This is a genomic window from Limnobacter sp. 130, from assembly GCF_902506325.1.
GTDB lineage: Bacteria > Pseudomonadota > Gammaproteobacteria > Burkholderiales > Burkholderiaceae_B > Limnobacter.
Map to the genome: position 1 here is coordinate 1,708,910 of NZ_LR732328.1, position 20,233 is coordinate 1,729,142.

14 protein-coding genes are annotated in these 20,233 nt (G+C 53.9%); 9 read left to right on the forward strand and 5 right to left on the reverse strand.

Annotated features, from left to right (window positions below; genetic code table 11):
* Positions 1-108 precede the first annotated feature (108 nt).
* The 5 genes from FRIGORI9N_RS08125 to FRIGORI9N_RS08145 all read left to right on the forward strand — a co-directional run bounded on the left by FRIGORI9N_RS08125 (position 109) and on the right by FRIGORI9N_RS08145 (position 6,802).
* Complete coding sequence (locus tag FRIGORI9N_RS08125) at positions 109-1,512, forward strand: alkaline phosphatase PhoX (protein WP_159569322.1); 1,404 nt, start codon at positions 109-111, stop codon at positions 1,510-1,512.
* Positions 1,513-1,531: 19 nt separating this feature from the next.
* Positions 1,532-3,283 carry an alkaline phosphatase gene (locus FRIGORI9N_RS08130; protein WP_159569324.1) on the forward strand — a complete coding sequence of 584 codons (1,752 nt, stop codon included), beginning with the start codon at positions 1,532-1,534 and terminating at the stop codon, positions 3,281-3,283.
* Between the two features lie 61 nt (positions 3,284-3,344).
* Positions 3,345-4,253, forward strand: coding sequence for an acetyltransferase (locus FRIGORI9N_RS08135; protein ID WP_159569326.1), 909 nt, complete (start codon positions 3,345-3,347; stop codon positions 4,251-4,253).
* Between the two features lie 66 nt (positions 4,254-4,319).
* A complete protein-coding gene (locus FRIGORI9N_RS08140) occupies positions 4,320-4,661 on the forward strand; it encodes a hypothetical protein (RefSeq protein WP_159569328.1) in 342 nt (113 codons plus the stop codon).
* Between the two features lie 83 nt (positions 4,662-4,744).
* Positions 4,745-6,802: a TonB-dependent receptor gene (locus FRIGORI9N_RS08145; protein ID WP_159569330.1), complete on the forward strand. Its 2,058-nt coding sequence runs from the start codon at positions 4,745-4,747 to the stop codon at positions 6,800-6,802.
* A 13-nt stretch (positions 6,803-6,815) separates the two neighbouring features.
* On the opposite strand, the gene FRIGORI9N_RS08150 is transcribed toward FRIGORI9N_RS08145, so the two are convergent.
* Genes FRIGORI9N_RS08150 through FRIGORI9N_RS08165 form a run of 4 tightly spaced genes read right to left on the reverse strand, consistent with a single transcriptional unit; the run spans position 6,816 to position 9,772 of the window.
* The gene (locus FRIGORI9N_RS08150) at positions 6,816-7,385 is read right to left on the reverse strand and encodes a copper chaperone PCu(A)C (RefSeq protein ID WP_159569332.1); all 570 of its coding nucleotides are present in this window, start codon (positions 7,383-7,385) and stop codon (positions 6,816-6,818) included.
* Positions 7,382-8,071, reverse strand: a complete 690-nt coding sequence (locus FRIGORI9N_RS08155; RefSeq protein WP_159569334.1) for a DUF4197 domain-containing protein — start codon at positions 8,069-8,071, stop codon at positions 7,382-7,384. The genes FRIGORI9N_RS08150 and FRIGORI9N_RS08155 overlap by 4 nt, the downstream gene beginning before the upstream one ends.
* Positions 8,072-8,094: 23 nt before the next feature.
* Positions 8,095-8,760, reverse strand: a complete 666-nt coding sequence (locus FRIGORI9N_RS08160) for a response regulator transcription factor (protein ID WP_159569336.1) — start codon at positions 8,758-8,760, stop codon at positions 8,095-8,097.
* A 52-nt stretch (positions 8,761-8,812) separates the two neighbouring features.
* Positions 8,813-9,772: a patatin-like phospholipase family protein gene (locus FRIGORI9N_RS08165; protein ID WP_159569338.1), complete on the reverse strand. Its 960-nt coding sequence runs from the start codon at positions 9,770-9,772 to the stop codon at positions 8,813-8,815.
* 216 nt (positions 9,773-9,988) lie between these two features.
* Between FRIGORI9N_RS08165 and FRIGORI9N_RS08170 the strand changes: the two genes are divergently transcribed.
* From FRIGORI9N_RS08170 to cfa, 4 genes are all read left to right on the forward strand, one after another.
* Positions 9,989-11,710: an NADH-ubiquinone oxidoreductase-F iron-sulfur binding region domain-containing protein gene (locus FRIGORI9N_RS08170; protein ID WP_159569340.1), complete on the forward strand. Its 1,722-nt coding sequence runs from the start codon at positions 9,989-9,991 to the stop codon at positions 11,708-11,710.
* Entirely contained in the window at positions 11,707-14,457 is a 2,751-nt protein-coding gene (gene fdhF / locus FRIGORI9N_RS08175) for a formate dehydrogenase subunit alpha (RefSeq protein WP_159569342.1), read from the forward strand. The genes FRIGORI9N_RS08170 and fdhF overlap by 4 nt, the downstream gene beginning before the upstream one ends.
* Before the next feature lie 142 nt (positions 14,458-14,599).
* Positions 14,600-16,468 (forward strand): hypothetical protein, encoded by a 1,869-nt coding sequence (locus tag FRIGORI9N_RS08180; RefSeq protein WP_159569344.1) that lies wholly within the window; start codon positions 14,600-14,602, stop codon positions 16,466-16,468.
* 64 nt (positions 16,469-16,532) lie between these two features.
* On the forward strand, positions 16,533-17,693 hold the full coding sequence (gene cfa, locus FRIGORI9N_RS08185) for a cyclopropane fatty acyl phospholipid synthase (protein ID WP_159569346.1): 1,161 nt from the start codon (positions 16,533-16,535) through the stop codon (positions 17,691-17,693).
* On the opposite strand, the gene gyrB is transcribed toward cfa, so the two are convergent.
* Positions 17,690-20,215: a DNA topoisomerase (ATP-hydrolyzing) subunit B gene (gene gyrB, locus FRIGORI9N_RS08190; RefSeq protein ID WP_159569348.1), complete on the reverse strand. Its 2,526-nt coding sequence runs from the start codon at positions 20,213-20,215 to the stop codon at positions 17,690-17,692. The two genes, cfa and gyrB, sit on opposite strands and share 4 nt — an antisense overlap.
* Positions 20,216-20,233: the final 18 nt, after the last annotated feature.

Sequence of the window (20,233 nt, forward strand, 5' to 3'; positions counted from 1 at the left end):
CACACATGTGACAAATGCGTGACCGGTCACACTGAGTAACACCTCGGAAACCAAAATTCAGTTCGGCGGGTATTACAGATTGATGTTGTTCAATCTGGATATCCCACCATGTCGTTCTCACCTGTTGTACTTCCCGGCATTCGCCGACGCAATCTGCTTAAAACTTTCCTGTATGGGGCCAGTGCCAGCGCCCTGCCTTGGGTGGCAGGCTGTGGCGGTTCAGACAGCCCAACTGGCAGCAGCGCCGCCGGACGAGTGGGTGCATCAGAAACAAACCGATTTGGCGGAACCGCACTCAGCAACAATCAGTTTCGCTTTCGCAATATTGGCCCACTGGGCGAGCCAGACGCCAATGGGGTGCGTACCGCAGCGGGTTTCTCGACTCGTGTAGTCGCCATCAGCAACATGCCGCCTGCGCCTGGTGCAACGCCCTGGCATATTTTCAACGATGGTGGTGGCGTGGTGCCCCGCGAAGATGGGGGCTGGATCTACTGCTCGAACAGTGAAATTCCCGGCTTCGGCACCCTTGGTTTTACAGTGCCCGAACTGGCCCCGATTGGTAACACGCTAGAGACTTTCAGCCCAGGTCTTGGTGGTGCGAGTGCATTGGTATTCGCCCCGGACGGCACCATTGAAGACAGCTATCGCATTTTGGGCAACACCACATTCAACTGCGCTGGCGTAATAACACCCTGGAAGACCTGGCTGAGCTGCGAAGAAATTCCAACCGGTCTGGTGTGGGAATGCGATCCATTTGGCATTCAAGCCGCACGCCCTTTACCCGCTTTGGGCATGTTCAGCCACGAGGCAGTGGCGATCGACAGCGAACGCCGCGTGTTCTACATGACAGAGGACATGCCCGATGGCCGCTTTTACCGCTGGGTTCCTACTGCCGGCGACTGGCCCGAAGGTGCAGAGCGCGCCAATATGAATCAAGGCTTGCTGCAAATACTGAAAGTAGAGGACGACCTGAACAATGCCATGAATGGCCCAGTGCGTTACAACTGGGTGAACGCTGTTAACCCCAATGCGCCCCAAACAGAAAACCGTTTGCCCGAGACTGCCGTGTTCGATGGTGGGGAAGGCGTTTGGTATCAAAATGATCGCGTGTTTTTCGCGACCAAAGGCGATGAACGCCTGTGGATGTTGAACACCACCAACCAGACCATTGAAGTGATTTACGACCTGACAACCGCGAAAGCTCCCAACAACATTCTCTCAGGCGTGGACAACATCACCCTGACGCCCTTCGGGGAAATATTGGTGGCCGAAGACGGCGGCGACATGCAGGTTGTGGTGGTGTACCCCGACGGCACCTTGGTGCCTTTGCTCCAGATTGTGGGTCAAGACCAATCCGAAATTGCAGGCATTGCATTCAGCCCGGACGGAAAGCGCATGTACTTCACCAGCGACAGGGGTGGTCCGAACCTGCAGGGTGGCTATGGCCTTGGTTTGGGAATGCTCTATGAATTGATGATCCCCGATAACTTGCCAAACGCACAATCCAGATAATCAAAAAGGAAAAGAAACCATGTCAGGTCCACGCCGCAAACGAAGCCGCATACAAAAGCGCCCGGGCATTACACGTCGTTCATTTTTGAAAGGCCTTGGCTTGGGCACAGCAGGGGTTACTGGTATTGGTCTGCTACCAGCTTGCACCAGCGACAACAACACAGCCCTCACCGACAATCGCACCACGCCCAGCGAAGGGCCCCCTTCGCAAAACGTTCAGTTTTTGCACAGCGTGGCCAGTGGTGACCCCGCGTTTGACAGCGTGGTGTTGTGGACTCGCGTTACGCCCGACAATACAACTGAGAATGCGAACCGCACTATCGCAGGCCGCGTCGATGTGTTCAAGGATGAAGCGCTCACTCTGTTTGTAAAATCCGTAAACTTTCAAACCACTGGCGCCGAAGATTTCACCGTGAAGCTGATTTGCGATGGTCTTGAACAGGATACGGTTTACTTCTACCAATTCCGCAGCAATGGCAAAACCAGCCCGGTAGGCCGCACGCGCACCACACCGGCAGCCGGCAACAAACGGCCATTGAATTTTGGTGTGGTCAGCTGCTCCAGCCTGGCCCATGGTTTTTTCAATGCCTATGCCAAGCTGGCTGAGCGAGACGACATCGACGCCATTATTCATCTGGGCGACTACATTTACGAATACGGCACAGGCCAGTACGGCAATGTGCGGGAGTACGAACCCGCCACGGAAATTGTGACGCTTTCCGACTACCGCACCCGCCATGCCCAGTACAAGCGCGATGAAGATTTGCAAAAACTTCACGAGCGATTCCCGTTCATCACAATTTGGGACGATCACGAATCCACCAACAACTCCTACCGCGACGGCGCAGAAAATCACACAGAAGGTGCTGAAGGGATTTGGGAGGAACGCAAAGGCTTCGCTCAGCGTGCCTACGACGAGTGGATGCCCATTCGCCTTCCCGAAGCGGGTAACCAGGCCAAGATTTTCCGCCGCGTTCAGTTTGGCGACATGGTCGATTTGTTCTTGCTGGACACCCGTTTGTTTGACCGCGACATTGAAGCAGCCACCCCGGTGAACCCCACCGACGGCGTGGCCAGCCAGCCCGACCGCACGATGATCGGCGAGGAGCAATACAACTTCCTGATCAACGGCATGCGCGGCTCGCAGGCCCAATGGAAACTGATCGGCAACCAGGTGGTGTTTCACCAGTGGATCATCAAACCTGGTTTGAATAATCCCGCACCTGCGCAACTTGGCGAATTGCTGGCGCCTTCGGGCCTGAATGGCGACGCTTGGGACGGCTACAGCGCCGAGCGCCAGCGCATTATCAACGCACTGCGCGGTGATGATGGTGGTGAACCCATCGACAATGTGGTGATACTGACAGGCGATGTTCACAGTGCGTGGGTGGCCGACATCACCGACAACCCCAACCAGCCCATTGACGCAGTGGGTGGTTACAATCCACTGACTGGGCAGGGCAGTGTAGCCACCGAATTTGTCGTGAGCTCAGTCACTTCGCCAGGTTTGGACGTACCCAATCAGGTTATTGAATCCATTCGCCTGACCAGCCCGCACATCAAACATGTGAATGTAACCGAGCGCGGCTACAGTGTCTTGCGGGTGGCGGCGGACAAAACCACCTGCGAATATTGGGCAGTCGACACGATTCTTGAGCGGGGCGGTTCAGAACAACTGTCCGCCACATTCGACGTTGCTACGGGCGCGAACCGCATTACTCAGCAGGGTGTATTCCCAGTGGACGAAGTCATTGGGCTGTTGGGTGTTTAAACGTTTCTAAGGTAAGATCCGGGCTGTTTCTTAGACCAACACCTGCGCCCGGATCCCCAAAGTGCCCCTGTCAAAAATCCTCCCAGCCCCACTCATTGGCGTACTCACTGTTGCCCTGATGACCCTTTGCATTACCTTCTGGTTCATCGTGATGTTCCCGTTCATCCTGTTGCGCCTGGTGCCGGGGTACAAAATTCAGCGTGTGGCCTCCAACTGCTGCGTGCAAATCGCAACCTGGTGGGTGGGTTCAGACAAACTGCTGTACAAGTTGCTGCACGGTCAACAAGGGCAAGTGGAGATACACGGCGAGTTCAAACCCCACAGCAGTTACCTGGTGGTCAGCAATCACACCGCCTGGGCCGACATTGTGGTGCTGTTTGATGTGCTACATGGCCATGCGCCATTTGGCCGCTTCTTCCTGAAAAAAGAATTGATCTGGGTGCCCATTGTGGGCGTGGTGTGCTGGGCCATGGACTTCCCATTCATGAAGCGCCACAGTCGCGCTGCCATTGCCCGAAACCCGGTACTGGCCAGTCAGGATCTGGAAACCACCCGCAAAGCCTGTGAGGTGTACAAAGAAAGCCCGGTCACGGTAATCAACTTTCTCGAAGGCACGCGGTTTACACCAGCTAAAAAAGCCAAAACAAAATCACCCTACACCCACCTGCTGGGCCCGAAGTACGGCGGCTTGTCTGCTTCATTGAATGCCATGGGCGAACAGTTCGAAGGCATGGTCAATGTGACCATCGCTTATGGTCCAAGCACTGGCAACATCACCTGGAGCTGGCTGTGCGGCAAACAGCCCAACATGCAAGTACACATTGAAATCTTGCCCATTCCAACGGACATGATTGCCGGAGATTTTCGCAATGACCTGAACTTCAAAGGTCGCTTCAAAACCTGGATTGGCGACATTTGGACCCTGAAAGACCAACGCCTGGCTGAAATAAGAAAGAAAGCCGGGCACTAACCTGTAGCCCCACTTGACAGGTTTGTTAAACTATTCGAGTTGTAGCGTATTCAAGTGATTCCCCCAATGCATTTCCGCTGGTTCAAACACATGCTGCTCGCGCTGGCCGTACTTGCCGCGCAATGGGCCGGGCTTGCCCACAGCATTGAGCACCGGGACACGCTTCAAACCGAGTCGCGACTTGGCTATGCCCATGCACACGAACATGCTGGCACCAGCGATTTGCTGCATTCTTGCCTGTTATTCGACGGGCTCACCACGGCACAAGCTGCGGTTTCCAATCCGCCAACTGGCTGTACCTTGCCCTTGCTGGCCCAACTGGGTACCCAAAACAGTGCTGTCCCAGCGCCACGCAACACCCTGTTTGCGCAACGCGTGCGTGTGCGCGACCCACCCCGTTTTTCCTGAAGCAATCGCAATTCCCAATTAATTCACCGCCGCTTGGTACCTACCAAGGGGGTCGGTGACGTGCTGTATTTCAGGAAATAGACATGAACAAATCCAAATTTCAGCGCCACGCCGTGGCGTTGGCCAGCTTGCTTTTTATTGCGCAAACACAAGCCTTGGCGCAAGAGGCCCTACTTGAATCCGTGGTGGTGACCGGCACAGCCGAAGAACCCGATTCCATCAACAAACCGTTTTCCATCATCACCGCCGATGAGCTCAACGCCAGCGGCGCCAGCACCATTGGCGAGGCCTTGCGCTATCAACCCGGGGTATCCGCTACTGGATTTGGCCCCAACTCCAGCCGCCCCATTGTGCGCGGCCAGGATTCCGACCGCATTAAAATTCTTCGCAACTCGGCTGCCACGGTCGATGTATCGGCCCTCAGCTTCGACCACGCCTTACCGGTCGACCCCTTCGCCTTGCATCAGATTGAAATTCTTCGCGGTCCCGCAGCACTGGCCTACGGCGGCAACGCGGTCGGCGGTGTTGTGAATTTGGTGGATCAACGCATTGCCCGTAAACCCGTTCAAGGCTTTCAAGGCGAAGTCAACTTGCTGGGTGGCGGTGCAGCCGACCAAACCGCAGGCGGCTTCAAGCTCGATGCCGGTTTGGGGCAGGGCGTCAGCATTCATCTGGATGGTTTCAAGCGCACCACCCGAGATCTCGAAACACCCACTTTCACCGATCCCGACGGTGTGACCGGAAACCGGGTACAAAACTCGTCCTCGAAATCGGATGGCGCAGCCATTGGCGCGTCGTTCCAAACAGGCAATGGCTACATTGGCGTGTCCGCCGAACGTTACAACAATGAATATGGCGTGCCCAAATCGCTTGATGTTCGCATTGGCATGGAAAGCGAACGCTATGCCCTGGAAGGCGAGCAAAACTTCAACAACGCGGCCTTCAAGCAAGTGAAATACCGCCTGGCCAAAACCGATTACCAGCACCGGGAATTTGAAGACGGCGCACCCGCCACCCTGTTCGTGAATGACGGCGTGGACGGTCGCGTTGAAGTGGCGCTGCAAGCCTTTTCCGTTGCGGGTTTCAACATCAACACCAGCACAGGGGTACAGTTTGAGCGCACCGATTTTTCAGCGATTGGCGACGAGGCGTTCGTGCCCAGCACCAGCACCGATCAAACGGGCTTGTTCACGATTTTCCGCACCAGCCGCGAACAAGAAAACAGCGGGGTGTTCGAGTTTGGTCTGCGCGGCGATCAAGTTGACGTGAATGCGGCCAGCAGCGGCTTGTCGCCCCTGAATGGTCCTGTTGCGGGTGCCGGTGTTGACGCAGGTCCCGCAATCAACCGCTCGTTCACTCCCAGCTCGGTCTCCCTTGGCTACACAGCGCCGATCGGCAATGGCTGGTCATTGGGCGGTTCCGTGTCCCGGGTTGAACGTGCACCTTCCAGCTTTGAGTTGTACGCCGATGGCGTGCATGTGGCTACCGATGCCTACGAAAAAGGCAACCCGAATTTGCAGGAAGAACGGGGCCGCCACCTGGAGTTAAGCAGCACTTGGGCGCAAGGGGAATCAAAATTCAATGCCACTGCCTTTGCCAGCCGATACAGCAATTATATTGCACTGATTGGCCGCACTGGCGCCAATTCCCAATTTATTGAACCGGGCGAACCACCTGTTCAGGTTTTCGATTTCACCGCGGTACCTGCTGAATTTCAAGGGATCGAGCTGGGTTATCAAACTGCTTACGCCATGGGCGCAGGCAAACTGCAACCCAGCATTCAGTACGACTTGATTCGCGGCAAACGCACCGATGGTGGCGGCAACCTGCCACGCATCAGTCCACAACGCGTGGTGGCCAGTGCCGCATATTCCCAACAGGGGTGGACGATTACACCAGAACTGATTTGGGTCAGCGACAGCAAACCCGGGGCAGGTGATGTCGAAGTGGATGGTTATGAATTGCTGAACCTGCGAATCGGCAAGTCCTTCACTTGGGGGCAAACTGGTGGCGAGGTGTTCGCCAACCTGCAAAACCTGACCGATGAACTGGCATTTTCAGCCACAACACTGAACACAGTGCGCGGCTACACACCGCTAGCTGGGCGCTCCGCCTTGGTGGGGGTGAAACTGGCGTTCTAAAGCGGTTCGGTATTTAGTGTTTGTGATCACCACCGCCGCCATGGCTGTGGTGGTCACCCGCTGCATTCTGGCCAGCCACCACTTTCACCGGCATTTCAATTTTGCTGCCATCGGCCTTTTCAAATTGCAGGCTCAACTCAATTTCCTGACCTGCTTCCACAGGCGCAGTCAAAGCCATCAACATCACATGGTAGCCACCGGGTTTTAACTCCAAAGGCTCACCAGCCTTGATCTCGATACGTTCGGCCATGCGCATGCGCATGATGTCGCCGTCCATTTTCATTTCATGCACTTCAGCAATTTCAGCCGCAGGCGTGGCCACACCCACCAAAGTCATGGGCTCCTGGCTGGTAATGGTCAAATAAGCGCCCGTGGCGTCTTGCTCGCCCACCGTGGGGCGTACCCAGGCATTTTGTACCGCGATACCATCCTGCACCTGTGCGGGTGCGCTCGCAGCCGCTTGCTCGGCAACAGCAGGGGTGTCGTGAGAATGACCAGACTCTGCACCGTGATCATGGTGCTCGGAACAGGCCGCCAACATTGCCACGGCTGAAAATGCCGCCAATTGAATCACTCGTTTCACTTCAAACTCCCAAATACTTTTTTAAGCACCGCACTTCCGGCCGCAACAGGATTGGCCCGTATCGCCTTTTCTTCTTCGGCCACCATCAAGAACAACGCATCAAGCGCCTTGTTGGTGACATAACCTTCCAAATTCGCGTCTTCTGCATCCACCAAGCCAAAGCGGCTGCCTTTTTCGGCCAGCGTGTTGTATTGCTGCGCCAAACCCACTTGCGCAGTCTTGCCCTTCACAATGGGCAACAACTGGGTGTACAAGTCTGCCTGGGTTTTACTTCGGAAAAAATCGGTCACGGCCGTGTCTCCGCCACTCAGCACCTGCTTGGCGTCTTCCACAGTCATGTTCTGAATTGTTTTTTTCAGCACCGCCTTGGCCTGCGGAACCGCCGCCTCGGCAGCGCGGTTCATGCTGACTTCCATTTGATCAAGCTGCGAGCCCATGCCCATCATATTCAACAGGCCCTTGCTGTTCTCCAGGTACTCCGGCAACTTGATTCGCACAGCCGGGTTGCCCAAAAAGCCATCGGTTTTGCCCAAACTGCCCACGGCAGCATCTGCACCTTTGCTCAAGGTGGTGCGCAAAGCCGTCACGGCTTCTTTGCTGGTAATACCGCTCAAATCAGCGGCCGCAGCAGCACCTGTAAAAACAAGGGCGAATGCCACCAGCACAGAACGGGTTAATCGGATCATCTTGGCCTCCCAGGCAGCTGTGTTCAAGAATCAAGCAAACGCGCTTTGCGCTCGGCTCGAATGAAAATGTCGACCGCCTGACCTTTGTTTTTGGCGCCCAATCGAAGAAATATTTCCTTGATGTGGCCACGCACCGTGTCGGGGCTGATGTCCATTTCACGCGCAACCTCTTTGGCGGATAAACCCCCTGCAGTTTTGCGCATGATTTCAACCTGTTTCCAGGTCAGGGGTTTGTCAGATCCCGGAGCATAAATATTGGAATGGTATTCATTGGCGACTTTTTCAGAGCCTTTGGGCATCTCGTCAATTACGCCTGCCTGTATCAGCAGGTTTTGAAGGGCTCGAAGCAATTCAGGATAGGTGCTGGCCTTGTTCACATAGAAATAGCCTGCGCGTTCGGCTTCACGCGCCAGGTTCTTGTCCAGCACGCCGGAGCAAATCAGTTTTGGACACTGCGGAAACAACACGGCAAAGGTGTTGATGGTGTTTACACCCTTGGAATCAGGAAGGTCTAGATCAGCAATAACCAGATTGGGTACAGCCTGAACTGCCCGGGCTTTTTCCATACTTTCAACCACAATGATCTCACTGTGGGTGACCAGCTGATCGATCATGTCCGCCAACATGATTGAGATCATCGGATGGTCTTCCGCGATCAAAATCGTGGGTTTGTCCGTCTGCGAACCCATGTTTGCATGCCCTGTTTTTTCTAGTGTCATTCGGGCATTGTACTGCGAAAATTTAGAGCCGTGCCTGTGGGCTTGTTTGTGCCATTAGCCGTTCCCGGCTTCCCTGAATGGCAGCCTGAATTTTAGGCACCAGTTTCTGAGCCACCTTTTCACCCTCCAGCAAGAACTCATGACGCTGGTCAAGGTTCAATGCATCGGCGTGTTGCACGCTCGGTTGAATCACTACATCGGCTCGCGCCAATTCAGCACGAATGGCCTGCTGACTCAAAATATTGATACTTTGGTCCAGCAGCCCCCACCATCCCATGGCACCCGCCCCTGTGCGCGGTTTGGCAGAAATATCCACCGCAATCACCACATCGGCACCCATCTCGCGCGCCGTTAATACTGGCACTGGGCTTACCAAACCCCCATCCACAAACTGGCGTTTTCCAATGCGGGTGGGCAAAAACACGTTCGGAATACTGCAGGAAGCACGCACCGCCTGCCCGGCATTGCCATAGTTAAACGCAACCTTCTCGCCGCTTTCAAGGTCGGTGGCCACGGCCGCAAAACGAATTGGAAACTGATGAATTGCCTTGTTCTTCACCTGCGTATTCACGTACTGCTGCAACTTGTCGCCGATCAAAAACCCCTGGCTGCTCAAAGTCAGGTCACGAATATCGGCTTCCTGCATGCCCAATGCCACACTTTGCAAAGTGTAGGCATTCATGCCACTGGCGTACAAAGCGCCCACAAAACTGCCTGCGCTGGTTCCCACCACGATGCTGGGCTTAATGCCGTGGTTTTCCAAAACCTTGATCACGCCCACATGGGCGAAGCCCTTTACACCGCCACCACCCAGCACCAACGCAATCACCGGCTCACGGGTTTTGGGCGCAACCGGATCTTGCGCCTGCGCGGCGGGTACAGGTTCAGGCACAGGCGCCGTGGGTGGCGCCACAGTGGCGCAAGCCGACAAGGTCAAAGCCAGCAACAAAGTCCACACACTGCCAAAAGGCTTGTTTTTCATACACATAGTTCTAAAACCGTTTCAAGTGCCCGATGCTACCGCAGCGCAACAAATTTGGGTTGACAATATCCACTAACGGCAAAGGCATGTGCCGGTTTACGATGAACTTGGCCAAGCTCATTGGGTCCTAGAAAGGGCCGTGTAAGTTCAATACCGGCTTAATAGAGTCACACTGGGAGCCACCATGCAAGACAGATTCATACCATTGGGGACGACATGAATCACGCAATCATTCCGATTGCCAAGGCTGTTGACTTTGCGCAACAACACCGCCGTGCGCCCAAAGGCCGTCAAACAGACCCGCACCATATTTCCTCAGTACTTGCCATATTAGGCCACCAGGAATTGCGCCGCGATTTGTTGATTGAGTACCTTCATCAATTGCAAGACCACCTGGGTTGTTTGCCCAAAAGCCACTTGGCAGCCTTGGCGCAATGCCTGAATTTAAGTCAAACCGAAGTGTTCGAAGTGGCCACTTTTTATCACCACTTTGATGTTGTCGAATCCGGAAACGCTATCCGCCATGCGCTCACCGTGCGGGTGTGCAATGGCCCAACATGTTGCATGGCGGGTGCAAACTCCTTGATCGACACACTGCCAGCATTGCTTGGAAGCACAGTACGGGTTCAAGCCGTGCCCTGCATTGGTCGTTGTGAACAGGCACCTGCTGTTGCAGTGGGTCAGCATGAAATGGGGTGGGCCAACCACCATGACATTATGGAAGCCGCCTTTGGACAGCACACCAAAGCCTTGCCGCTGCCCTATACCAATTTGACCGCTTACTTGGCCGAAGGTGGCTACCACGTGTTGCAGGAATGCACGGCCAACCAGCGCACCGTTGAATCGGTGATCGACACCCTGTCCAATTCAGGCTTGCGCGGCTTGGGCGGTGCCGGTTTTCCGGCCGGGCGAAAATGGGGCATTGTGCGCGACCAACCCACACCTTGCTTAATGGCCGTGAACATCGACGAAGGCGAACCTGGCACCTTCAAAGACCGCACCTACCTCGAGAACAATCCACACCAATTTCTGGAAGGCATGCTGATTGCCGCCTGGGCCGTGCAAGCCAGTTCCATTTACATTTACCTGCGCGACGAGTACCACGCCTGCCGGGCCATGCTGGAGGCCGAACTGGCCGCACTCAAAGCCCAACCACCCATGCCCAACATGCCCAATATTGAATTGCGACGCGGGGCGGGTGCTTACATTTGCGGCGAAGAATCTGCCATGCTGGAATCGATTGAAGGCAAACGCGGCTTGCCCCGGCTACGCCCGCCCTATGTGGCACAAGTGGGCTTGTTCAACAAACCCACCCTGGTTCACAACTTTGAAACCCTGTACTGGGTGCCTGCCATTCTGGAAAAAGGCGCAACGTGGTTTTCAGAACAAGGGCGCCACGGACGAGCAGGCCTGCGTTCCTTCTCCGTGTCGGGGCGGGTCAACAAACCCGGTGTGCACCTGGCACCTGCGGGTATCACGCTCAACGAATTGATTGCCGAGCATTGCGGCGGCATGCAAGCCGGGCACACCTTGTACGGCTACCTGCCGGGCGGGGCTTCAGGGGGTATTTTGCCTGCGGTGCTGGCCAACATACCACTTGATTTCGACACCTTGCAGCCCCACGGCTGCTTCATCGGTTCAGCGGCCATTGTGGTGTTTTCTCAAGCCGACAGTGCCGTGGGCATGGCCCGCAACCTGATGCGTTTTTTCGTGCATGAAAGCTGTGGCCAATGCACACCCTGCCGGGCTGGCACAGCCAAAGCGCTCGAATTGATCAATCAACCCCAATGGAATGTGCCATTGCTTCAAGCACTGTCCGCCGTGATGCGCGATGCCTCGATTTGCGGCCTGGGCCAAGCCGCCCCCAACCCCATCGATTGTGTAATTCGCTACTTTCCACACGAAATTGAACACACAACATGCGGTGAGCAAGCATGAATGCCTCGCAAATGATCCGCCTTCAACTCAATGGGAACACCGTTCAGGCGTTACCGGGAGAAACCTTGTTGCAAGTTGCACAGCGGGAAGGCATCGATGTGCCTCACCTGTGTTTCCAGGCAGGCCTTGAAGGGGCCGGCAACTGCCGCGCCTGTGTAGTAGAGGTGGAGGGCGAAAGAACATTGGCGGCCTCGTGCTGCAGACAGGTGTCGACCGGCATGGTCGTGAACACCCAATCGGACAAAGCAGTTGCTGCGCAAAAAATGGTGCTTGAATTGTTGCTGGCCGACATGCCGGAACAAAACCCGGCAAACCCGCTAAAAGCCGACAATGAACTGACCCACTGGTGTCAAACCATGGGTGTGAAGGGCAGCCGGTTTAATGCTCGCAAATCTGTGCCTGTTGATCATTCACATGTCGCCATTGCCGTGAATCTGGACCACTGCATTCAATGCACCCGCTGCGTTCGAGCCTGCCGGGAAGTGCAGGTTAATGACGTCATTGGCCTGGCTTATCGGGGCGAGCAAGCCGCCATTGTGTTCGATCAGGGCGATGCCCTGGCGCAGTCCACTTGCGTAGCCTGCGGCGAATGCGTGCAAGCCTGCCCTACCGGAGCACTAAGCCCCGCACAACCAGCGGCCCGCCAGCAGGCGGACAAAACCGTGGATTCAGTTTGCCCATATTGTGGTGTCGGCTGCCAACTGACTTATCACATCAAAGACAACACCCTGATCCGTGTGGAAGGGCGCCAAGGCCCTGCCAACCAGGGTCGGTTGTGCGTGAAAGGCCGCTATGGCTTTGACTATGTGCACCATGAACAACGCCTGACCCACCCACTTGTTCGCCGTGAAGGCGTTCCCAAGAACCCGGTCAATCTGCTGAATCCGGAACAGGTGAACCAGGCCTTTCGCCAAGCCACCTGGGACGAAGCGCTTGACGTGATCGCCAGCAAGTTCAAACACATAAAAACCACCCACGGCAGCCATGCACTGGCTGGTTTTGGTTCAGCCAAGTGCAGCAACGAAGAAGCCTATTTGTTTCAAAAACTGGTGCGCACCGGCTTTGGCACCAACAATGTGGATCACTGCACCCGCTTGTGCCACGCATCGTCAGTGGCCGCCTTACTAGAAAGCATTGGCTCCGGCGCGGTGTCCAACCCGGTGATGGATGTGAACCAGGCCGAGGTAATTTTCGTGATTGGTGCCAACCCCACAGTGAACCACCCAGTGGGCGCAACATGGATCAAAAATGCCGTGAAACACGGCGCCACATTAATATTGGCCGATCCCCGCCGTTCAGACCTTGCCCGCCATGCCACGCATTTTTTGCAGTTCAACGCCGACAGTGATGTGGCCCTGTTGAATGCCTTGCTGCACGTCATCATCGACGAAAACCTGATCGACGCAGAATTCATTGCCACCCGCACCGAGGGCTTCAAGGAATTGAAAGCCAATGTCGCCGCATGCACCCCCGAGGCCATGGCCCCGATTTGCGGCATCTCGCCCAATGAATTGCGCGCAGTGGCCCGCCTTTATGCCAAATCAAAAGCCGCCATCATTCTATGGGGCATGGGCATTTCACAGCACACCCACGGCACCGACAACGCGCGGTGCCTGATTTCACTGGCATTGATCACCGGGCAAATTGGCCGGCCCGGCACAGGCCTTCACCCTTTGCGCGGACAAAACAATGTGCAGGGTGCATCGGATGCGGGGTTGATCCCCATGATGTACCCCGACTACCAACGGGTGTGCAGTGCCGAAGCACAACAGCGGTTCGAAGCCCTGTGGAACACGCCGCTAAGTAACACGCCAGGGCTCACCGTGGTAGAAATCATGCAAGCCATTCTTGCCGGTCAGGTAAAGGGCATGTACATACTGGGTGAAAACCCCGCCATGTCCGATCCTGATTTGAACCACGCCCGCAAGGCACTTGCTGCACTCGATTTTCTGGTGGTTCAGGATATCTTCCTCACCGAAACTGCAACCTTGGCCGACGTGGTTTTGCCCGCCAGCGCCTTCCCCGAAAAAACCGGAACTTTCACCAACACCGATCGCGTGGTGCAACTGGGTCAACAGGCCATCGACCCACCCGGGCAAGCAAGGCAAGACCTCTGGATTATTCAAGACATTGCCCAAAGGCTGGACCTGCCCTGGAATTACCAAAACGTTGAAGAAGTATTTGATGAAATGCGCCATGCCATGCACAGCATTGAAGGCATCACCTGGCAACGCCTGCAACGCGAACACGCTGTGGTGTACCCATGTGCCCACGAGGGCGATGCCGGCGAAGCCGTGGTGTTTACAGACCGCTTCCCGACGCCAAACGGCAAGGCGCGCCTGGTGCCTGCGCAGTACCGCGGCGCCGCCGAAACACCCGATGCTGAATATCCATTCGTATTAATCACCGGACGCCAACTGGAACACTGGCACACCGGCAGCATGACCCGTCGCGCCAGCGTGCTCGATGCCATTGAACCCGAACCCACCGCGCTGTTGCACCCCAGCGATTTGAAAGCCATGAACATTGCGGCGGGCAGCGTGGTTCGGCTTCAATCCCGTCGTGGTGAAATACAGCTTTTCGCAAGGGCCGACCAAGGCACACCACCGGGACATGTCTTCGTGCCATTTTGTTATGCAGAGGCAGCAATCAACAAACTCACCCACGCCGCACTCGATCCCGACGGCAAAATTCCCGAATTCAAGTACTGCGCTATTGCGGTGCACAAAGAACAGGGAAAACCCTGAATTTGTCAAACTTTATTGAATAAAGTGACACTCAATGGGTGATACCTGTTTGCCCGCTTTTGGACAAATTCACAGTTTGTGACATGTTTAAGGTCAAGTAAAAACTGAAGCGCACCTGAACCGTGCATTCTGGAGTCCTGTCGTGACCTTGCAAATTACAGCCTCAGCAAATTTGATCACACCCGCACTTGATCGCGGGATGAAGAACAATATCGCGCGCAAATCCGGCAACAAACATGTCAGTGGTGACACCTACAAAAAACGCACCGCCTGGAAAAAAATATGCGACTTTGTAGGTTCCACACGTGCTATCAATGTGGTTGGTAAGGCGCATTTTGAATCTAAGCAATACTGCGAAGCCGCCATTCTTCGAAAAGACTTCCAGGCCACGCAAAAATCAGTTGGCTTGGGCCGCGACCTGACCGACGAAGAGTACAACGACACCGTCTGGAATTCTGATGGTGTTCAAAACCGCTTAATGCGTGAAGACTATATTCGTTACAGCCCCAATTACTACAACAAGGAAAATGGCACCACGTCTCGCAACCTGTGGGCTCACCGATTTTCAAAGGTAAGCCATGTGCTGCATGGCATGTGCGAAATGAACGCAGCCCCCACTGGCATGACCTACAACACCATGCGCAATACCGGCACAAGTGGCGTTGACGAAAAAAGCACCAAAAACAAAATACTCATGTTCGGCTTGTTGGGGTTCATCGGTGTCGGCACCACCGAATTATTGAAGTGCATTCGAAGTGCCTCTGAAAACACCGCGACTTTTTTGGGGCAAGGTATTCTGGGTTTGCTGATTGCATTCCCGGTTGTTTCTTCTGCACTTGGTTTTTTGGGTTTTTGCAGCGGCATGGCCAGCCAAATTGCAGTTCAAAAACACAAAGTAAACCCAAAACAACAAAAAAACCTGTCCAAAGACGTCAGTGAAAATCTTCAAAAAATTCTGTCACAACTCAAGTCAATCAAAGACAAGCCCGAACTAGTCAAGGTCATGGCCCAAGCCATGCAAGGCAAGCATCACATTCTGAAAAAGATCAAAACCGACAGCCTGGACGAACACGGTATTCCACACATACTGAACAACGCACTTTCAGCAATCGACCCAGCAAAAAGTGACCTTGAAAACATGCATTCCCTTAAAACTGCGCTGGGCGAATATTTACAGGTCGACAAACCACCAAGCGAATCCGCCACCTTGTGGGCACGTTACCGTTACGCCAAAGCGGTAACCACCAAAGAAAGTCATTATGTTGCACTGGCCAGTACCATTGACCACATGGAAGTTGCCAATCCCCACGCGAAAGCCATGAAGGATGCCCGGCGGCAAACAGAAGAAATTCTTGCCCCGGCAATCCACAATTTTGCCCTGAAAACACTTGCCTACCCAGCGGCTTTGCTGGATCGCGTGGCCAACACCAACATTGCGCCCACCTTGCGGAAATGGGCCAGTGAAGACTACCAAAAGGCACAAATTAAAAAAATGAATGACCCAAGCCGGGCTTCAAAAAACTGTTTCAAAGGTGAATATATGGCCAAAAATATTCATCAATACGGGCCCGTAACCCGCGCATGTATAAAAATTGCTGAGGGCATGCGCCTGTTCAACATGAACGTGGTTTTGGCATCAAATGCCAACCTGTCACGAATCTTCAACAACATGGCTCTTTTCATCAACAACTCCGTAGGTACCAGCCCAGCTTCTCGATCCATGTGCAACAGTCTTGGGCGCTTTTTCGGAGGTGCTGTACTTGCCATCATTTTCGGTACTTTTATCCCGATCGCAGCAGACGCCTCGGGCAGTCCCTCCACGGTCAGTACCAACGGGAATTTTCCGGTTGATTTTTCAATGACCAATATCGGTATCCTCATGTTCTTGCTGTCTGCCCCCACATTGATGGTCCAAGGTTTGGCACACCTGGCTGCACGCGTAGAAGGCTGGAACGGCAATATCAACAAAACTGTTCCGAACGGCGTACCGGCATTTAAATTTTCACGTTAATTTTTGCCTGCGTTATCCAAGTCTGCAATAATCAACTTGTCGTCATAGCAACTTCGCGGAACCTATGAAAACAAGTACCTTCGAACTGGTCGATGCACAAAGGGTTCCCAAACCCATTGCCGACATGTTGCACAACGCTGGCATTCGTATCAACGGCTCGGCTTCTCACGACATCCAGATTCACGATGAACGCCTCTTCAATGCCGTTTTAAGTCATGGTTCTTTGGGGCTTGGTGAGGCCTACATGAACGGCTGGTGGCAAGTGCCGCAGCTTGATGAAATGATGTTTCGATTAATGCGAAACAACGCTGACGAACACACCAAAGCCTGGACCAAAATGCAGTGGCTAATGCTGGCCTTGCGCGAAAAAGTAATTAATCTGCAAGCACCCACCCGCGCGTTTCAAGTGGGCGAGCACCATTACGACACCGGCAATGATTTGTTCGAAGCCATGCTCGATCCACTCATGATTTATTCTTGCGGCTATTGGGAGCATGCTCAAAATCTTGAAGAAGCACAGCTACACAAACTCGACATGATCTGTCAAAAACTTCAGCTGCAGTCAGGCGAGAAATTGCTGGACATCGGTTGTGGTTGGGGAGGGCTGGCATGGTACGCCGCAACACGTTACGGTGTGCAGGTGTTGGGTATTACCGTGTCAAGCCAACAGCAACAATATGCCCGCGCGCGTTGTGCCGGCTTGCCTGTGGAAATTGAGCTGATCGACTATCGGGACCTGCAAGGCCAATTTGACAAAGTCGTGTCAGTGGGAATGTTTGAACACGTGGGTCTAAAAAATTACCCAGCTTACTTCGATGCAATACAGCGGCTTATGAAGCCTGACGGACTTTTCTTGTTGCACACCATTGGTGGTTTTGATAAAACCGACGCCACCGATCCATGGATAGACAAGTATATTTTTCCGAATGGAAAAATTCCCTCGCCCGGCGAAATCGCCGAACACCTGGATGGCAAGCTGGTGCTCGAGGACTGGCATAACTTTGGCACAGACTATGACAAAACCTTGGTGGCCTGGCATGTCAATGTCGAGAATGCATGGCCTGTACTGAAAGCAAATTACGATGAACGTTTTCGCCGAATGTGGACTTATTACCTATTAACCTGTGCAGCGTACTTTCGCGCCAGAAAGGGCATGTTGTGGCAGCTGGTGTTTAGCCACCGCGAACGCCCCTCTGTTTACCGAAGCACGCGACCAAGATTTTAAACGTCGATATTCCCGGCTTTCAAGGCATTGCTTTCAATAAACGCGCGTCTTGGCTCAACTTCGTCGCCCATCAAGGTGGTGAAAATTTGATCTGCTGCAATCGCATCTTCAATCTGAACACGCAGTAAACGGCGCACTGCAGGGTCCATGGTGGTTTCCCAAAGCTGCTGTGGGTTCATTTCACCCAAGCCTTTGTAACGCTGTTTCGAAATTGATTTTTCGGCTTGTTCACGCAACCAGTGCATGGCTTCACGGAAGCTTTGTACTGCCTGTACCTTCTGTTTTTCACCTTCACCGCGTTGCATTTCCGCACCTTCGGAAATCAGGCCTTTGAAGGTTTTTGCGGCGTGAGACAACAAGGGATAATCCGCGCCATGTACAAAATCAGGATCAATTGTTGTTACACGAACATTGCCATGGTGGCGGCGGTGAATCAGAACACGGTGCTTATCACTTTGCTCATCAAACTGCGAGAACACGGTCATGATGGTTGGGTCGAGCACCGCTTGCAACCTGGCAGCACTCACTTTGGATGCTTCCTCGTTGTCCAGGTCCAGCTCCACACCTTCCACAATCGCATTGAGCACATCGGGGTCGATCATTCGGCTTAAACGGCGCACCACAGCTTCAACGGTTACAAACTGGCGGGCCAGTTCTTCCAATGCCTCACCTTTAATGGGATCTTTGCCTTCACCCGGAATCAGCGCGGCCTTTTCCAAAGCAATCGCCAACATGTACTGGGCTTCTTCCTGATCGTCTTTCAGGTAACGCTCATCCTTGCCGTGCTTCACTTTGTAAAGCGGTGGCTGCGCAATATACACATGGCCATGCTCAACCAATTCCGGCATCTGGCGATACAGCAAGGTCAACAGCAATGTACGAATGTGCGCGCCGTCCACGTCCGCATCGGTCATGATGATGATTCGGTGATAACGCAACTTGGCCAGGTTGAAATCGTCTTTCCCAATGCTGGTACCCAAGGCCGTAATCAAAGTCGTGATTTGTTCCGAGGTGAGCAGCTTGTCAAAACGTGCTTTTTCAACGTTCAGTACCTTGCCGCGCAATGGCAAAATCGCTTGAAATTTTCGGTCACGACCCTGTTTGGCTGAACCACCCGCTGAGTCACCCTCAACAATATAAATCTCGCATTTTGCAGGGTCACGTTCCTGGCAATCGGCCAGCTTGCCGGGCAAGCCAACGCCATCCAACACGCCTTTTCGACGTGTCATGTCTCGCGCTTTGCGCGCGGCTTCACGTGCGCGTGCCGCTTCTACAATTTTCAGGCAAATCAGCTTGGCATCGCTCGGCCGTTCTTCAAGATACTCACTCAATACCTTGGCCACAATGTCTTCCACGGGTGCACGCACCTCGCTGGAAACAAGCTTGTCTTTGGTCTGGCTTGAAAACTTGGGTTCAGGCACTTTCACTGACAACACGCAGCAAAGACCTTCGCGCATGTCGTCGCCAGTCACTTCCACTTTTTGTTTTTTGGCAATCTCGTTGACTTCAATGTACTTGCCAATGACGCGAGTCATTGCCGCACGCAAACCCGTCAGGTGCGTACCACCATCACGTTGTGGAATGTTGTTGGTGAAACACAGCACCGCTTCATTGAAACCATCGTTCCATTGCATGGACACTTCCACACCAATGCTGGTGCCGGGAATGCCGCCGTAAGTTTCGGCCGGGCGTTCACCCGCCGCATAAAAGGTGTTCGGGTGCAAAATTTTCTTGTTAGCATTAATGAATTCAACAAAACCCATTACACCGCCACTGCCGGCGAAGTCGTCTTCTTTGCCAGTGCGTTCGTCTTTCAAGCGAATACGCACACCGTTATTCAAAAAGCTCAGTTCGCGCAGGCGCTTGGCCAGAATTTCATAGTGAAAATCGTAGTTTTGCTGAAAAATTTGTGTGTCGGGCAAAAAGTGAACTTCTGTACCGCGTTTGTCGGTGGTGCCCACAATTTTCATGGGCGACACATCAAAGCCGTCCACTTGCTCGATAATCCGGTTCTGCACAAAACCACGTGCAAACTCAAGCTGATGAACCTTGCCGTCACGACGAACAGTCAGGCGCAGCCAGCTAGAAAGTGCGTTTACACAACTCACACCCACACCGTGCAAACCACCGGAAACCTTGTAACTGTTTTGGTTGAATTTGCCACCAGCATGCAATTCAGTCAGTGCAATTTCCGAAGCAGAGCGCTTGGGCTCATGCTTGTCATCCATTTTCACGCCGGTTGGAATACCCCGGCCGTTGTCGGTCACACTGATCGAGTTGTCCGCATGAATGGTCACCACGATGTCATCGCAATGTCCGGCCAGTGCTTCGTCAATCGAGTTGTCTACGACTTCAAAAACCAGGTGGTGCAGGCCCGTACCATCGGATGTGTCGCCGATGTACATGCCGGGCCGCTTTCGCACAGCCTCCAGGCCTTCGAGAATCTGGATTGAACCTTCGCCGTAGTCTGCGTTGTTGCCCTGCACGGGCAAATCACCGCCGTTCTGTGTTTCTGAAGTCATAGGGTGTTGTTGTTTTCG

Coding starts and splice junctions, on each gene's coding strand:
- FRIGORI9N_RS08130 (WP_159569324.1), top strand. CDS start 1,532: ATGTCAGGTCCACGCCGCAAACGAAGCCGCATACAAAAGCGCCCGGGC.
- FRIGORI9N_RS08160 (WP_159569336.1), bottom strand. CDS start 8,760: ATGGGTTCGCAGACGGACAAACCCACGATTTTGATCGCGGAAGACCAT.
- FRIGORI9N_RS08165 (WP_159569338.1), bottom strand. CDS start 9,772: ATGAAAAACAAGCCTTTTGGCAGTGTGTGGACTTTGTTGCTGGCTTTG.
- cfa (WP_159569346.1), top strand. CDS start 16,533: ATGAAAACAAGTACCTTCGAACTGGTCGATGCACAAAGGGTTCCCAAA.
- gyrB (WP_159569348.1), bottom strand. CDS start 20,215: ATGACTTCAGAAACACAGAACGGCGGTGATTTGCCCGTGCAGGGCAAC.
- FRIGORI9N_RS08170 (WP_159569340.1), top strand. CDS start 9,989: ATGAATCACGCAATCATTCCGATTGCCAAGGCTGTTGACTTTGCGCAA.
- FRIGORI9N_RS08155 (WP_159569334.1), bottom strand. CDS start 8,071: ATGATCCGATTAACCCGTTCTGTGCTGGTGGCATTCGCCCTTGTTTTT.
- FRIGORI9N_RS08125 (WP_159569322.1), top strand. CDS start 109: ATGTCGTTCTCACCTGTTGTACTTCCCGGCATTCGCCGACGCAATCTG.
- fdhF (WP_159569342.1), top strand. CDS start 11,707: ATGAATGCCTCGCAAATGATCCGCCTTCAACTCAATGGGAACACCGTT.
- FRIGORI9N_RS08140 (WP_159569328.1), top strand. CDS start 4,320: ATGCATTTCCGCTGGTTCAAACACATGCTGCTCGCGCTGGCCGTACTT.
- FRIGORI9N_RS08145 (WP_159569330.1), top strand. CDS start 4,745: ATGAACAAATCCAAATTTCAGCGCCACGCCGTGGCGTTGGCCAGCTTG.